The organism is Streptosporangium sp. H13245, from assembly GCF_055690525.1.
In genome coordinates this window covers 26,975-41,822 of record NZ_JBSZKT010000041.1, presented here as the reverse complement: position 1 = coordinate 41,822, position 14,848 = coordinate 26,975, and the positions used below count along the sequence as shown (strand labels likewise).

The following is a 14,848-nucleotide window of genomic DNA, read 5'->3' as shown; positions in this document are numbered from 1 at the left end:
CCTCTCGTGCGCGGGCTACCGGCAAGCACACTGTGGCGGGGTTTGAGCGTCCTTCGCTCCCGACAGGCCAGAAGGGATATGAGAGGTAAGGCGAATGATCCCTCAGGGTAAGGAATCCATGGTGTGAGGGATGCCTTTGGGACGGGACGGGACGGTGTGACCAGCGAGAGAAGGCCACCGCGTCACGCGGGTCCAAGCCTCAGGCGGTCGCGGGCGTACGGCTAAAGCGGTCACGGGGTACGGGCTAAGGCGTCTCACGGGCGTACGACTCAGACGTCTCACGGGCGTACGGCTCAGGCGGCGGCGGACCCCGGGCGTGCGCGCCGCTTCCTGAGCACCGGAGCGGCGGCGTCCTCGGGGGCGAGGCCCGGCACCGAAGGCCCGGGGACGGGAAGTCCCGGCAGGAGAAGGCCCGAATCCGGACCGGCGAGATCCGACGCGGCGACCTCCGGCAGCGCGAGGCGTCGCTTCGCGCCACCGCGGACGGGCAGCCGGTCCTGGGCCGCGGCGAGGAAACGGGCGATGTGCGGATACACCTCGCGGGCCTCGGGAACGACGTCGGCGAGGATGGCGAAGACGTGCGGCATCCGGGGCCACTCCTCGTACGTGACCGGCACCCCGGCGGCGCGGGCCCGCTCGGCCACCCGGCGGCCCTCGTCGCGCAGGACCTCGGTGGAGCCGGTGACGACCATCAGCGGCGGCAGGCCGGTGTAGTCGCCGAGGACCGGGGAGAGCAGCGGGTCGTGGGGGTCGAGGCCCGCGGTCCAGCGGCGGGCGAGCCAGTCGACGCGTCCGGCCGGGATCATCGGGTCGAGCAACCGGTTGACCCGGCGGGGCGCGCCGGTGAGGTCCGCCCACGGGGAGAGGCACACCGCGGCGGCCGGTAGCGGCATGTCCTGGTCACGGAGCGCCAGGAGCGTGGCCAGCGTGAGGTGGCCTCCGGCGGAGTCCCCGCCGAAGACGATGTCGGCGGGCTCGTACCCGTGATCCAGGAGACATCGGTAGGCGGCGATCGCGTCCTCCAGGGCCTCGGCAGGCCGGTGGACGGGACCCTGACGGTAGTCGACCGCAAGTACCGGGCGCCGGGTCGCGGCCGACAGGCGCCAGGTGATCGGCCGGTGGGTCGCCGGGGAGCAGGCGAAGTAACCCCCGCCGTGGAAGTAGAGCAGGACCTTGTCCTCGTCGAGTTCCTCCCCGGCGCGGACCCACTCCCCCGGGCACGGCCCCTCCTCGTCGGGGGTCACCTGTACGTGGACGGGCAGCCGGAACGGCATCCTGCCCGCCAGCGCGACAATGCGGGAGGCCGCGGCGAAGCCGACGTCGTTTCTCAGCAGGATGTCGGAGATCGGCTTGAAGGTGCCACGCATGATCGCGTTGAGGGCCGCGGCCTGCCAGCTGAACGGGTAGACCGGACTGACGTCCATATTGATCTCATCGCGCATGGGGGACCTCCACAAAAGGACATTCCCCCCAGAATGGGCTTCTATCGGCGATTGAACATATCAGGAAGATTACAAATATGTATCACGCAGGTACGAATCACGTTAAGCATGCGTTCACATGCTGACCGTAACCACACCCAAGGACCACTCAGAGCCGCTCAGGGCCCCGGATCCGGCCGTACCGGCGGGCCCGGATCCCGCCGCGTCACCCCCGGGACACCCAGGGACGCCCCAGGACGCCTCAGGACGTCTTGAGGTCTCAGCGCGGCCTTGGAGCCTCGGGATATATCAGGACATCTCGCGACTTTTCATGACCTTTCGTGACCTTGAGACGTCTTGAGGGCTTGAGCTTGCGACGCCTTGGGACGCTCTGGGACGGCGCCGAAAATCCGTTGCCTCTCCCTGGAACGCCCCTAAGGATAGGAGGGTTGTCCTGACACCCCCCGGGAGGCAGCCTTCCTGCTCTACGCGCGCATCGCCGGGTACGGCTTCCGCCGCCACTCCACCTACCGTGCCGCCGCCATCGCCGGAGCCTTCACCAACACCGTCTTCGGCATCCTCCGCGCCTACGTCCTGATCGCCCTCTGGCAGGCCCGTCCCGGCCTCGCCGGATACGACCTCACCGACGCCGTCACCTTCTGCTTCCTCAGCCAGGCCTTCATCGGCCCCATGCAGGTGTTCGGCGGCGGCCTCGAACTCTCCGAACGCGTCCGCAGCGGGGACGTCGCCCTCGACCTGCTCCGCCCCGCGTCCCTGCAGATGTGGAGCCTCGCCGACGACCTCGGCCGGGCCGCCTACCTGTTCTTCGTACGAAGCCTGCCCCCCACGGCCGTGGGTGCCGCGCTGTTCGGCCTCGTCGTACCGGTCGACCCGCTGACCTGGCTGTCCTTCACGATCGGGTTCGTCCTCGCGGTGGTCGTCAGCTTCGCCCTGCGCTACCTGGTCGCGCTGTCCTCCTGCTGGGTCATCGACGACCGGGGCGTACAGACGATGTCGCTCGTGATGACCTTCTTCTTCAGCGGCATGGTCCTGCCCCTCAACCTCTTCCCCGGCTGGCTCGGCACCCTCGCCGAGGCGCTCCCCTGGTCGGCCATGGTCCAGGTCCCCGCCGACATCTACCTCGGCAAACGCGACGTCCTGGAGGCCCTGGGCTTCCAGGCCGTGTGGGCAATGGCACTGCTGGCCCTGGGCGCCCTGGCCACGAGCGCCGCCCGCAGGAAGGTCGTGATCCAGGGTGGCTGACGACCACGGGAACACCGGAAACGGGCCCTCGCCCCGAGGGGGTGCCCGATGGTGAGGACGTACCTCCTGCTGGCCTGGACCTGGCTGAGAGCCTCGGCACAGTACCCGGGACCGTTGATCATGATGATGCTGGGCTCGTTCGCGGTCAACGCGCTGGACGTCGCGGCGATCTGGGTGATCTTCGAGCACACCGGATCGCTCGGCGGCTTCCGGCTCGCCGAGGTGATGTTCCTGTACGGCACCGCCGGCCTGTCCTTCGCCCTGGCCGACATGCTCTTCGGCAACGTCGACCGGCTCAGCCAGCACATCAGGAGCGGCGGCTTCGACATCATGCTGATCCGCCCGGCGAGCGCGTTCACCCAGATGGCCGTCGACCGCTTCGGGGTGCACCGGTTCGGCAGGGCGACCCAGGCCGCCGTCGTGCTCGCCCTCGCCCTGCCCCAGCTCGGCCTCTCCTGGGACAGGGCCTGGATGATCCCCCTGATGGTCGCGTGCGGGCTCGTCATCTTCACCGCGATCTTCACGCTCGGCGGGGCCGTCCAGTTCCTGCTGACCGACGCCCCCGAGGTGGCCAACGCCTTCACCTACGGGGGCGGCACCCTCACCCAGTACCCCCTGAGCGTCTACGGCTCCGAGCTCGTCAAGGGAGTCACCTTCGTCGTGCCGCTGGCGTTCGTGAACTGGCAGCCCGCGCTGTTCGTGCTCGACCGCGACGACCCCCTGGGCCTGCCGTACTGGCTCCGTTTCGCCTCCCCCCTGGCGGCCGTCGTCCTGGCCGCCGTCGCCGCCCTCGCCTGGCGGGCGGGCATCCGCCGCTATCGCTCGACGGGAAGTTGACATGATCGAACTCGACCGGGTCGGCCGCTCCTTCGTCGTGGGCCGCCGCAGGGCCAAGAAGACCGTGCACGCCGTACGGGACCTGTCGTTCACCGTGGAGGCCGGGGAGTTCGTCGGCTACCTCGGCCCCAACGGCGCGGGCAAGTCCACCACCATCAAGATGCTCACCGGCATCCTCGCCCCGACCTCGGGCAGCGTCCGGGTGGCCGGGCTCGATCCGACCCGCCGCCGTACGGCGCTGGCGCGCAGGATCGGGGTGGTGTTCGGCCAGCGGACGACCCTGTGGTGGGACCTGCCGCTGCGGGACAGTTTCGACCTGATCCGATACCTGTACAAAGTAGATCAAACGGACTTCCGGCGAAGGCTGGCCGAGCTGACCGAGCTCCTCGGGCTCGACGACTTCATGACCACCCCGGTCCGCCAGCTCAGCCTCGGCCAGCGCATGCGCGGCGACATCACCGCGGCCCTCCTGCACGACCCCGCCGTGCTGGTGCTCGACGAGCCCACGATCGGCCTGGACGTGGTCAGCAAGGCCGCCATGCGCGACTTCCTCCGGCACCTCAACACCGACCGGGGCACCACCGTCCTGCTCACCACCCACGACATGGGCGACATCGAGAAACTCTGCCGCCGCGTGATGCTGATCGACCACGGCAGCCTGGCCTTCGACGGCACCCTCGACGACCTGCGCGCCACCGCCCCCGAGGGAGACTCCATCGAGGAGGTGGTCGCCCGCCTCTACTCCGGCTGACCCGGACCCCGGCCCCAGAAAAGCCGGGTCTTTACTACGAATCTCCGCCAAAATGAATGTGATGTTCGTCACATGTCAGTGATCGTCGCGGAGGACGTGAACGCTCCCCGGGAAGCGGTTGAAGCCACCTTGACCCATGCGGTCTTCTCCATACATAAAACCGGTCTCCGGGAAGCGTTTCCCCTCTCCCTTTACCACGGGAATCCCCTATGCGTGGCCACAAATGCCGTCGGGGGCGTACGGGCAAAGCCCGGCCGGAAGGGGCCGGGTGATCGCCGGGCAGGGGTGGGCCGATCATGGGATACGCCCCTCGAAAGGGGCTCTGATCAGGGCGTTCATCACCACCGCTTGGGTCTTTCATGGGAGTGATACTGCCACCTTGTCAAATGGGTTCTGACATACCGTAATGCTATGGACAGCGACAAGCTCCTAGGTGAGTTCCTGCGCGCCCGGCGCGAGCTCACCACCCCTGAACAGGTGGGCCTCCTGCCGTCGGGTTTCCGGCGGACACCGGGGCTGCGCCGGGAAGAGGTGGCGATGCTTGCCGGGGTCAGCACCGACTACTACATCCGGCTGGAACAGGGACGGGAACGTCACCCCTCCGATCGAGTACTCTGCGCCCTCACCCAGGTCCTCGACCTCAGCGCCGACGCCGCCACGCACCTGCACGAGCTGGCGCACCCCCGGCCGCGGCCCGCCGGGGACACCGGCCAGCCCCACCAGGTCAAACCGGCGCTGCTACGGCTGATACGGAGCTGGCCCTACACCCCGGCGATCGTGACCAGCCGCTGGATGGACGTACTGGCCTCCAACCAGATGGCCGACGCCCTCTACGACGGGCTGGAGCACCGGGACAACCTGCTCCGGCTGATCTTCCTGAACCCCGACTCCCGCCGGTTCTACCGGGACTGGGAGGAGTCCGCCCGTTCCAAGGTGGCCCAGCTGCGCGCCATCGCGGGAGCCGACCTCGACGACCCGTACCTGACCGACCTGGTCGGCGAGCTCTCGCTCAAGAGCACGGACTTCCGCCGCCTGTGGGCGCGCCACGAGGTGTCCACAGAGAACATCGCCACCAGACGCTTCCATCACCGTGACGTCGGAGACCTGACGCTCACGTACGAGATGTTCACCGTCAACGGCTCCCCCGGACAGAAACTGATCGTCTTCCAGGCCGAGCCCGGGAGCCCTTCCGCGCACGCGCTGGACCTGCTGGGCAGCCTCGCGGCGCTGACGTCGTCATGAAGGGGTCTCGGCTGCGCTCGATCCAGGCGCGATACACGATCATCACGACGATGCTGCTGCTGCTCATCCTCACCCTGGTGGGGGCGAGCATCGACATGGCGATCCGCTACCGGATCCAGGACGACGTCTTCGGCAACACCGAACGGGTCGCCAGCCAGTGGAGCGCGCTCGTGAGGATCGGCACCATCCCCGACCCGATCCCCGTCTCGGCTCCGGTCGACCTCGTCCAGCTGGTGAACTCCCACGGCGTGGTCGTGAACTCCAGCAGGCAGGCCATGGGCATGGCGCCGATAAGCTCGTCCCGCCCCCCGCCCGACGACCGGTTCCAGCAGCTGACCGAGGGCTCCCTCATGGTCATGGCCATCCGGGTCTCTCCCGCGGTCGACTCACCCGTCGTCTACGCGGGCCTTGAGGAACCCGCCATCCTGCACAAACACCACCTGGAGTACTTCATCAGCGCGGGCGCCCTCGTCCTCCTGGCCCTCGCGGCCTGGATGACCTGGTGTGTCGTGGGACGGACGCTACGTCCGGTGGCGGCGATCCGCGCGCGGATGTCCGAGATCACCGTGAGCGACCTGAGCCTGCGGGTGCCCATCCCGCCGGGTGAGGACGAGATCGCGCTGCTCGCCCGTACCGCCAACCAGACCCTGAGCCGCCTGGAGGAGGCCGTGGAGCAGCAGCGCCGCTTCGCCTCCACCGCCTCCCACGAACTCAGGACCCCGATCGCGGGGCTGCGCGTGCAGCTGGAGGAAGCCCTGCTCTACCCCGACGACACCGACCCCCGCGACACCATCCGGGGGGCGCTGACGGCCAGCGGACGGCTGGAGGCGATCGTCAACGACCTGCTGCAGCTGGCCAGGCTGCGCGCCGCCGACCCGGCGCCGCAGGAGCTGATCGACCTCGGCGCCCTCGTGACGGAGGAGGCGTCCCAGGGCACCGGGATGCCGGTACGGGTCCAGGTGACCGCCCGCGTGTGGGTCCACGGCTCCCGGATCCAGCTGATCCGGGTGGTGGGCAACCTCCTGAGCAACGCGCGGCGGCACGCCGACAGCCGCGTCGAGGTCTCCGTCGGCCTGGAGGACGGCAAGGCCGTCGTGGCCGTGGTCGACGACGGCGCCGGCATCGCGCCCGCCGACCGCGAGCGCGTCTTCGAACGCTTCACCCGGCTGGACGACGGGCGCCTGCGCGACTCCGGCGGCAGCGGGCTCGGCCTCGCCATCTCCCGCGACATCGCCCACGCCCACCAGGGAACCCTGGTCGTCGAGGACTCCCCCCGGGGAGCCCGGTTCGTCCTGCGGCTCCCGCTCTCGGACACGCAGGCGCTCGGGGGCGACCCGGAGGCCCAGCGCAACGGTTCCGGGAAGGCCGTCCCGCCCTCCAGGAGGGCCGGTGGCAAGGAGCTCACGACCAGGGAGGCCGCGGGTAAGGAGACGGCGGGCAAGGAGGCCGTGGGTAAGGAGAGCACCGGCAAGAAGGGCGGCGGCACGGAGGACCCGGTCAGCGGGGTGGGGCACCGCCGACGGTGATCAGGGGTCGCGGTGCTTCCTTGAGGCCCTTTCGCCAAGATCAGCGGTAGCCCCGCTCCTCTGGCTCCTCGTACTCCTCCTCGTCCCCCCGGAACCTCGGCGTCCACCGGGAGGGCATCAGCACCGGCAGGAACAGCAGGATGCCGAGAAGCGCGTAGACACCGGTGGTCAGCAGCAGGCCCATGCCGCGACCGGCCTGCAGGAGCGCCTCGTGGAAGGCCGGGTCGTCGGGGACCAGGCCCATGGCGCGCCTGACGTCCAGGGCGTAGACCACCGTCCAGGCGAGCAGGACCATCGACGGGACGAAGGCCGCCAGCGGGGAGACACGTCCGGCGACCACCAGGCCGACCAGGAGGCCGATCCCGGTCATCACCCCGAGGGCGACCCAGGTCCTCGGACCGCTCTCCACCGGGAGGGGCACCAGGCCCGCCGCCGCCTCCTGCACGGCCCAGCCCGCGCCGAAGAGGAGCACGGCCGCCACGACCAGTCCGACCAGCACCCCAACGACGTGCCGCATCGCCACCACCTCGGCTCCAAGGACCTGTCACGGTCGCGGCAACCATAGCGACAAAAACATCAAAACGGCAGACGCCCCGGAACGTGAGAACATATGGGTCACCATGCGTGCCCGCCTCCCATTACGCCTCATGCGCGCGGCCACCTTCTCGGCCGTCTGCCTGGCACTCGCCGTCCTCGGCCACGTGGCCGCGGGCGGTTCGTGGCCGCGGCCGTGGGCGGTGGCCACGGCGGGCGCGGCGGTCATGGCGATGGCCGTGGTGCTCGCGGGGCGGGAGCGGTCCGCGGTGACGATCAGCGCCGGGCTCGCCGCCCTGCAGCTGTCGCTGCACGAGGTGTTCGCCCTCGGCGGCGCCGCGGGGATCGCGCCCCCGCATCCGCACGTCAAGGGGCTGGGCGAGAGCCTCGGCATGCTCGTCGCGCACCTCACCGCGACCCTGATCACCGGATGGTGGCTGGCCCGCGGTGAGAGCGCCCTGTGGGCGATGCTCCGTTCGGCCGGTCGGCGCCTCGGCGCCCTGTTCCCGCTGCTGCGGCCCCCGGTGGTCGTCGCCCCTCCCCCGCCCCCCGCGCACGCCCCGGCCGCGCGCGTTCCCGCGCGTGCCGTCCTCCGTCACTCCGTCAGCCGACGCGGTCCTCCACTTCCCGCCGCCTGACCCGGCCCCTTCCCGTCGCCTGACGCGACCCCGGAAAACCCGAACCCCCAAGTGGAGAACCCCCATGTCGTTTTCGCACGCCTGCCGCCGTCTGGCCGCCGTCACCGCGGGTGTCACCGCCCTCACCCTCGGCCTCGCCCTTCCCGCCCTCGCGCACGTCACCATCAACCCCGGCACCGCCGAGCAGGGCGGTTTCACCAAGGTCGCCTTCCGGGTCCCGAACGAGCGTGACGACGCCTCGACGACCAAGCTCGAGGTGACCTTCCCCACCGACCACCCGCTGGCCTTCGTCTCGGTCAAGCCGGTGCCCGGCTGGGACGTCAAGGTGGTCGAGGGCAAGCTGCCCAAGCCGATCACCACCGAGTACGGCGAGCTCACCGAGGCGGTCACGAAGGTCACCTGGTCGGGCGGGAAGATCGATCCCGGCCAGTTCCAGGAGTTCGAGGTGTCCATGGGCACGCTGCCCACCGACACCGACCAGCTCGTCTTCCCCACCACCCAGACCTACAGCGGCGGCGAGGTCGTCAAGTGGGCGGACGAGCCCAAGGCCGACGGCTCCGAGCCCGAGCGCCCGGCCCCGACGCTGAAGCTCACCCCCGCCTCCGCCGAGGGAGACGGCCACGGCGCCGCCTCCGCCACCCCCTCGGCCTCGGCCCCGGCGGTGTCGGCTCCGTCGGTGGCTCCCGCCGCCGCCTCCGCCACCGAGAGCTCGGACGGCACCGCGCGCCTGCTCGGCGGGGCCGGGCTGGTGCTCGGGATCATCGGGCTCGTGGTCGGGGCGTTCGGCCTGCGCCGTGGCCGCGCCTCCTGAAAGTCCCTCCGACTGCCTTGTGATCTCCACCTGATCGTCTTCTGATCGCGCGGGACGGCCCCGGGAAGCTCCTTCCCGGGGCCGTCCCGCGTTTCCCGCCTCCGCCCCGTGACCGCCCGCCCTCCCTGAGCCCCTCTACGCCTCCCTTGCGCTCCCCGCGCCTCCCCGTACCCAGGAGTGGGGTCGTGTCAGTCACGGCCCCTCCCCGTTCCACGGCGGCTCCGGCGTGCCGCCGCGTCCAGGAAGGGGTGGCCCGGCCGCGCGCCACGGAAATGTTTCCAGGTCAGGACAGCGTTCTACCTGCGTGTATGTCGCACCGCACCGCCCCGGCCGTGCCATCCCCTCCTTCTCCCGCGGCGCCACCGGTTCCGTCGGCCGACGCCGCCGGACAACGTTCCCGTGCACCCCATGGAGGTCCCCGTCATGCGGCTCACCAGGCGCGCGACCTCGGTCACCGCGCTCTCCCTCGCCCTGCTCACCGTGGCGGCCTGCGGCGAGCCGCCCGCCGCCGGTCCGCAGCCCCCGGCCCCCGAGGTCAGCGCCGCCGACATCGAGAGGGCCATGCGGACCGAGACCACGCTGACGTTCTGGTCCTGGGTCCCCAACATGGAGAAGACGGTGGCGCTGTTCGAGCGGAGATACCCCAAGATCAAGGTCAACCTGGTCAACGCCGGCCAGTCCAGGGTCGAGTACGCCAGGCTCCGGAAGGCCCTGAGGTCCGGCACCGGCATCCCCGACGCGGCGCAGATCGAGTACTTCGCGCTCCCCCGCTTCGCGTTCTCCCAGATCGTGGCCGACCTCAACATGTACGGCGCGGAGAAGCTGGAGAAGAGGTTCAGCGCCTCGGCCTGGGACCAGGTGGACCTCAACAGCAGCGTGTACGCGTTCCCGCAGGACACCGCCCCGATGACCATGATCTACCGCAAGGACGTCTTCGACCGGCTCGGCCTGAGACCACCGAGGACCTGGGCCGAGTTCGTGACGGTCGCCGAGCGGATCAGGAAGCGGGACCCCCGCGTCTTCATCACCAGCGTCGACCCGACCGACGCCGGTATCGCCGACAGCCTGATCTGGCAGGCGGGCGGGCGGCCGTTCGCCATCGAGAACGCCACGACCATCCGGATCGACCTGCAGGACCGGGGCACCAGGCGGTGGGCGAAACTGTGGACGAGACTGTCGCGGGAGAAGCTCGTCGACCCGGCCACGCACTGGAACGCCGCGTGGTGGAAGAAGATGGCCGGAGGCAGGTACGCGCTGTGGATAACGGGCGCCTGGGCCCCCGGGGTCATCGACGGCGCGATCCCGCAGACCAGGGGCAAGTGGCGTGCCGCGCCCCTCCCCAGCTGGGACGCCGGGAAACCGGTCAACGCGGAGAACGGCGGCTCCGGCGTGTCCGTGCTCTCGCGGAGCAGGCACCAGCTCGCCGCCTACGGCTTCGCCCGGTGGCTGGACTCCGACCCCGAGGCGGTCAGGTCGCTGAGCACCGCCTCCGGGGTGTTCCCCGCGACGTCCGAGCCGATGGTGAGCCGGGAGTTCCTCGACGTCGGGATCCCGGTCCTGGGCGGCCAGCGGGCGAACCGGCTGTTCACCGAGGGCTCCACGCAGGTGGCGAAGGGCTGGCAGTACCTGCCGTTCCAGCTCTACGCCAACAGCGTCTTCGCCGGCAGCGTGGGACGGTCGATCTCGGACGCCACCGACCTCGACGCCGGTCTGAGGGCCTGGCAGTCACGGATCAGCGCCTACGCGCGACGGCAGGGCTTCCAGGTCTCCCCAGAACGCTGAGATCTCCCGCAGTGCCTTCGCGTGCCTTCGCGGTGGGCTCGGCGGTACCGCGTGCCACGGGCGCCCCACCCGGGAGGCTCCCGGGCGGGACGGACTGAAGCGGTTAAAGCGGGCCAGGCGGTTCAGGCTGTTCAGGTTCAGGCGGTGATGTCCTTGCCGGTGAAGCGGGCCCAGGCGACGGAGCCGAAGACGGCGACGTAGGCGGCGAAGACCAGCAGCCCCTGCCCCATCTCGCCGGTGGCCATCGGGTCCCGCAGCACCCCGTCGAAGCCGCTCCACCAATGGGTGAGCAGGTACGGCTGGATCACGGACAGCTGCGGGATGACCCCCAGCACCTGGGCCACGATGACGACGACCACGGTCGAGGCGATGGCCCCGATGGACACCTCGGTCAGGGTCGACAGGGCCAGCGCGACGGCGGCCAGCGCGGCCATGCCCGCGGTGACGTACAGCACGACGACGCCGATCCGCAGCACGCCGTCGAGGAAGGGGATCGTCCCTCCCGACAGCAGCGTGATCGGGCCCGCGGGGAACAGCAGCAGGCCGACGAGCAGCGCGGACAGCGCCACCGTGGCGACGGCGGCCAGGCAGAAGGCGACCACGCTGGTGTACTTGACGGCCAACAGGCGGGTCCGGCCGGCCGGGGCCGCGAGCAGGTAGCGCAGCGTGCCGATGCCCGCCTCCCCGGCGATCGAGTCCCCGGCGACGACCGCGACGGCGACCGGCAGCAGCAGCTGCACCAGGACCGAGAGCGCGGCGAAGGTGAGGAAGAGCCCGTTCCCGGCGACCTGCTCGAAGATCGCCGATCCGCCGCCCCCGCCTCCCCCGTCCCCCATGGATCCGCTGAACATCCGCAGCGCGATCCCGATCAGCGCCGGGATCGCGGCGAGCACGACGAGCATGGCGATGTTCCTCGGCCGCCGGAAGGTCAGGCCGACCTCCGAGCCGAGCAGCCGCAGCCACGCCCGGAGGGCGCCCACCGCCCGCGCGGGCGGGATCGTCCCGCCCCCGGAGACGCGCCCGCCCGAGACCGGACCCGCCGGACCCGGACTCACCGGACCTGGACTTCCCGGCCCCGGACTTCCCGGACCTGGATCCACCGGCCCCGGAACGGAGCCCGCCACCGGGGCGGGTTTCTCTGAGGTGGTGCGTGTGGCGTTCTCGGTGGACACGGCTTCCTTCCCGCTAACCGTCGACATCGAATCCCTCCCCGGTCAGGCCCACGAACATGTCCTCAAGGCTGGGCCGCTGGACGGCGAGGCCGCGGACCGCGACGCCCTCGGTGACCAGGGCGGCGCACACCCGCTCCGCCGCGCCGGTTCCCAGCGCGGCGCTGACGTCGCCGTCGCCGAAACGGATCTCCGACAGGCCGAGCCCGGCCAGCACGGCCGCCGCCTCGACGGTGTCGGGGGTCTCCACCCGGATCCTGACCGTCTCCCCCGCGCGCAGCTCGGCGATGGATCCCTGGGCGACGAGCCGCCCGGTCCGCATGACGGCGATGTGGGAGCACATCTGCTCCACCTCGGCCAGCAGGTGGGAGGAGACGAACACCGTCGTCCCCTCGGCGGCGATCTCCTTGACCAGGCCGCGTACCTCGCGGGTGCCCTGCGGGTCCAGGCCGTTGGTCGGCTCGTCGAGGATGAGCAGCTCCCTCGGGCCGAGCAGCGCGGCGGCGATGGCCAGCCGCTGGCGCATGCCGAGCGAGTAGGCCCGATAGCGCTTGCGGGCCGCGGCGGCCAGGCCCACCCGTTCCAGCGCGTACCCGATCCTGGCCGAGACGGTACGCGGGTCGGCCGACGGGTCGGCGGCGTCGTAGCGGCGCAGGTTGGCCTCGCCCGACAGGTAGGGGTAGAAGGCCGGTCCCTCGACCAGGGCCCCCACCCTCGGCAGCACGCCGCCCGCCCCCTTGGGCATCGGCGTGCCGAGCAGCCGCCAGTCACCCGCCGTGGGGGCCACCAGGCCGAGCAGCATGCGGATCGTGGTGGTCTTGCCCGAGCCGTTGGGGCCGAGGAACCCGAACACCGACCCGCCGGGTACGGCCAGGTCGAGGGCGTCCACGGCCACCTGGCCACCCCCGAAGCGCTTGGTCAGCCCGCTGGTGACGATGGCGAACCCCTCGTCGTCGGCGGGACCCGGCGCGGGTCTCCCGGCCGTCAGCACAGCGACTCCGGCCGCCCCGCCGTTCCCGTACTCCGAGGTCACGCCGGTCCGGCTCTCCCCGTCCCCGGTGTTCCTCGCGTTCTGGACGATCGGCACTTCTCCCCCACTGCTCGTCGGTCACGGGACGGCCACCCGGCCGTCCCGCCTCATCTGCTCGTGAACGCGCCCCGGACGCTCTCACGAACGCGCCCCCGGACGCTCGTGAACGCGCCCCGGACGTTCACGAGCGCGCCCCGGATGCTCTCGCGAGCACGTCCCGGGCGCGTTCACGAGCACGTCCCGGACGCTCTCGCGAGCACGTTACGGACGTTCTCATCAGCGCGCCCCGGCTCGTTCACAAGCGCCCGCGAGCACCCGCGAGCGCCCGTGGACGCGCCGGGTTTCCCGGACGCCCGGTGCGGCCCGGACGGCGTCCCCGATTCACGCCGCCGGACCTCCCCGCCCCGGGCCCCGGCGCGCGGGATCCGGGAACACCCGCCGGGAGCCCGGCGCGGACGGCGGGCTCCCGGCGGAGGGCTCACTTGCGACCGGCCGCCTCGAACAGCTTCTCCGGGGTGACGGCGCCGACCAGCAGGCGGCCGTCGTCGGTCAGCAGCGCGGAGACCAGCTTGGTCTGGATGACCTTGCCGCTGCCCCACGTGCCGCTGATCGGCTTGGCCGACTTCAGCAGGGCGTCGGTGATCACACTGGCGTCCTGCCCCGCGGGGGCCTCACCCCGCGGCGACGAGGTCAGCTTCTCCATCTCGGGGGCGGGGATCACCATGACCGTGGTCCAGCCCTCGCCGACGGTTTTGGCCTTGTCCTTGATCTCCTCGCCTTCCCTGAGCTTCTCGCCCTGCCTCGCCCCGCCCTCCTCGGCGAGCTCGCCGATCGACGTCTCCTCGACCTTGGCGCCCGCGGGCGGGGTGAAGGTGAAGTTCTCGGCGGCGGGCGGGGAGAACGTGACCGAGGTGAAGCCGACCTCGAAGGCGGGCTCGGCCGCGCTCTTGGCGTACACCTGGATCCGCAGCGGGACGAAGGTCTCCCCGTCCAGCGCCAGCTTGACCTCCTTGACCAGGGACGAGGTGTCCTTGGGCGCGAGGACGAGCTGGTAGGCGGCCCGGTCGGCGACCTTCTCGGTGTTGGTCACGCTGACCACGGTGTCGGCCCCGACCCGCCCCAGCAGCTGCTGGGCGAACTGCTGGGGTGTGGTCGCCGTGGGCAGCGCCCTGTGCGCGGCGTCGGCCCCGTCGCCCGGCCCCCGGTGCCCGAGCCCCTCGGCGCCCTCGGTGCCGTCCGCGTTCTCCGTCTTGATTCGGGTGGCCTTGTTGACGTCGCTCTGCCACATCCACACCTGGTCGCCGTTGACGATCAGGTCGGTCTCGCTCATCCGTCCGGGGAGGGCGAAGCGGACCTTGTTCTCCCCGCCGTACCAGACCTTGAGCTCGTGCGAGCCCGCCAGCAGGGCCGCGGGCGAGGTCCCGCCCATGCCCGGCACCTCGGGCAGCCCGGGGAGCCCGAGCGAGGCGGTCTGCATGACGGTGCCCGACATGGGCTTCAGCCCGGTCTTGCTCGCCTGGGCGGCACTGGCCAGCAGCTGCTCGGCGGTACGCTCGGGCAGCGTGGGATCACCTTGGACGGCGGCGATGACCGGCCCGGCTCCGATGGCGCCCGCGACCAGCGCGATCGTGGCGACCGGCACGGCCCACCTCACCGCGCGGCCCCGTCTCGCTTGCTCAGACATCTCATTCCTCCACGGTATGCCGTCAATCCCTGTCGACAGCAGCCTGCGTGACAGCTCCTGTGCCGAAGCTGAGACAGACTGAGAAGGCTCACAGGCTTCTCAGCCGCCTCTCAGGCCGGGTGGTCGAGGATGGGCACGTACGAGGTGGTGAAAGGGGCAG

At 71.0% G+C, this 14,848-nt stretch carries 13 protein-coding genes; 8 read left to right on the top strand and 5 right to left on the bottom strand.

Annotation, left to right across the window (positions count from 1 at the left end; all coding sequences use genetic code 11):
• Positions 1–293: 293 nt before the first annotated feature.
• Complete coding sequence (locus tag ACW9TB_RS34295) at positions 294–1,442, bottom strand: alpha/beta hydrolase (protein WP_472752268.1); 1,149 nt, start codon at positions 1,440–1,442, stop codon at positions 294–296.
• Between the two features lie 459 nt (positions 1,443–1,901).
• Here ACW9TB_RS34295 and ACW9TB_RS34290 point away from each other — a divergent pair, with 459 nt between their 5' ends.
• The 5 genes from ACW9TB_RS34290 to ACW9TB_RS34270 all read left to right on the top strand — a co-directional run bounded on the left by ACW9TB_RS34290 (position 1,902) and on the right by ACW9TB_RS34270 (position 7,040).
• Positions 1,902–2,684: an ABC transporter permease gene (locus ACW9TB_RS34290; protein WP_472752292.1), complete on the top strand. Its 783-nt coding sequence runs from the start codon at positions 1,902–1,904 to the stop codon at positions 2,682–2,684.
• Positions 2,685–2,732: 48 nt separating this feature from the next.
• A complete protein-coding gene (locus tag ACW9TB_RS34285) occupies positions 2,733–3,521 on the top strand; it encodes an ABC transporter permease (RefSeq protein WP_472752267.1) in 789 nt (262 codons plus the stop codon).
• A gap of 1 nt (position 3,522) precedes the next feature.
• Positions 3,523–4,272, top strand: a complete 750-nt coding sequence (locus tag ACW9TB_RS34280) for an ABC transporter ATP-binding protein (protein ID WP_472752266.1) — start codon at positions 3,523–3,525, stop codon at positions 4,270–4,272.
• Positions 4,273–4,683: 411 nt separating this feature from the next.
• Entirely contained in the window at positions 4,684–5,514 is an 831-nt protein-coding gene (locus tag ACW9TB_RS34275) for a helix-turn-helix transcriptional regulator (RefSeq protein ID WP_472752265.1), read from the top strand.
• Positions 5,511–7,040 (top strand): HAMP domain-containing sensor histidine kinase, encoded by a 1,530-nt coding sequence (locus ACW9TB_RS34270; RefSeq protein WP_472752264.1) that lies wholly within the window; start codon positions 5,511–5,513, stop codon positions 7,038–7,040. Before ACW9TB_RS34275 ends, ACW9TB_RS34270 begins: the two co-directional genes overlap by 4 nt.
• A gap of 40 nt (positions 7,041–7,080) precedes the next feature.
• Here ACW9TB_RS34270 and ACW9TB_RS34265 read toward each other — a convergent pair whose 3' ends face one another.
• Positions 7,081–7,557: a hypothetical protein gene (locus tag ACW9TB_RS34265; RefSeq protein ID WP_472752263.1), complete on the bottom strand. Its 477-nt coding sequence runs from the start codon at positions 7,555–7,557 to the stop codon at positions 7,081–7,083.
• A gap of 130 nt (positions 7,558–7,687) precedes the next feature.
• Between ACW9TB_RS34265 and ACW9TB_RS34260 the strand changes: the two genes are divergently transcribed.
• From ACW9TB_RS34260 to ACW9TB_RS34250, 3 genes are all read left to right on the top strand, one after another.
• Positions 7,688–8,212 carry an MFS transporter gene (locus ACW9TB_RS34260; protein WP_472752262.1) on the top strand — a complete coding sequence of 175 codons (525 nt, stop codon included), beginning with the start codon at positions 7,688–7,690 and terminating at the stop codon, positions 8,210–8,212.
• Between the two features lie 64 nt (positions 8,213–8,276).
• Positions 8,277–9,023, top strand: a complete 747-nt coding sequence (locus tag ACW9TB_RS34255; protein ID WP_472752261.1) for a YcnI family copper-binding membrane protein — start codon at positions 8,277–8,279, stop codon at positions 9,021–9,023.
• Positions 9,024–9,431: 408 nt separating this feature from the next.
• The gene (locus ACW9TB_RS34250) at positions 9,432–10,805 is read left to right on the top strand and encodes an ABC transporter substrate-binding protein (RefSeq protein WP_472752260.1); all 1,374 of its coding nucleotides are present in this window, start codon (positions 9,432–9,434) and stop codon (positions 10,803–10,805) included.
• 137 nt (positions 10,806–10,942) lie between these two features.
• On the opposite strand, the gene ACW9TB_RS34245 is transcribed toward ACW9TB_RS34250, so the two are convergent.
• From ACW9TB_RS34245 to ACW9TB_RS34235, 3 genes are all read right to left on the bottom strand, one after another.
• Positions 10,943–11,860: an ABC transporter permease gene (locus tag ACW9TB_RS34245; RefSeq protein WP_472752259.1), complete on the bottom strand. Its 918-nt coding sequence runs from the start codon at positions 11,858–11,860 to the stop codon at positions 10,943–10,945.
• Between the two features lie 130 nt (positions 11,861–11,990).
• Positions 11,991–13,061 carry an ABC transporter ATP-binding protein gene (locus ACW9TB_RS34240; protein WP_472752258.1) on the bottom strand — a complete coding sequence of 357 codons (1,071 nt, stop codon included), beginning with the start codon at positions 13,059–13,061 and terminating at the stop codon, positions 11,991–11,993.
• A gap of 421 nt (positions 13,062–13,482) precedes the next feature.
• A complete protein-coding gene (locus ACW9TB_RS34235) occupies positions 13,483–14,688 on the bottom strand; it encodes a LolA family protein (protein ID WP_472752257.1) in 1,206 nt (401 codons plus the stop codon).
• Positions 14,689–14,848 lie beyond the last annotated feature (160 nt).

Excerpts from the sequence above, each read along its gene's own strand:
- ACW9TB_RS34295 (WP_472752268.1), bottom strand. The coding sequence starts at position 1,442 with ATGCGCGATGAGATCAATATGGACGTCAGTCCGGTCTACCCGTTCAGC.
- ACW9TB_RS34285 (WP_472752267.1), top strand. The coding sequence starts at position 2,733 with ATGGTGAGGACGTACCTCCTGCTGGCCTGGACCTGGCTGAGAGCCTCG.
- ACW9TB_RS34280 (WP_472752266.1), top strand. The coding sequence starts at position 3,523 with ATGATCGAACTCGACCGGGTCGGCCGCTCCTTCGTCGTGGGCCGCCGC.
- ACW9TB_RS34275 (WP_472752265.1), top strand. The coding sequence starts at position 4,684 with ATGGACAGCGACAAGCTCCTAGGTGAGTTCCTGCGCGCCCGGCGCGAG.
- ACW9TB_RS34270 (WP_472752264.1), top strand. The coding sequence starts at position 5,511 with ATGAAGGGGTCTCGGCTGCGCTCGATCCAGGCGCGATACACGATCATC.
- ACW9TB_RS34265 (WP_472752263.1), bottom strand. The coding sequence starts at position 7,557 with ATGCGGCACGTCGTTGGGGTGCTGGTCGGACTGGTCGTGGCGGCCGTG.
- ACW9TB_RS34260 (WP_472752262.1), top strand. The coding sequence starts at position 7,688 with ATGCGCGCGGCCACCTTCTCGGCCGTCTGCCTGGCACTCGCCGTCCTC.
- ACW9TB_RS34255 (WP_472752261.1), top strand. The coding sequence starts at position 8,277 with ATGTCGTTTTCGCACGCCTGCCGCCGTCTGGCCGCCGTCACCGCGGGT.
- ACW9TB_RS34250 (WP_472752260.1), top strand. The coding sequence starts at position 9,432 with ATGGAGGTCCCCGTCATGCGGCTCACCAGGCGCGCGACCTCGGTCACC.
- ACW9TB_RS34235 (WP_472752257.1), bottom strand. The coding sequence starts at position 14,688 with ATGTCTGAGCAAGCGAGACGGGGCCGCGCGGTGAGGTGGGCCGTGCCG.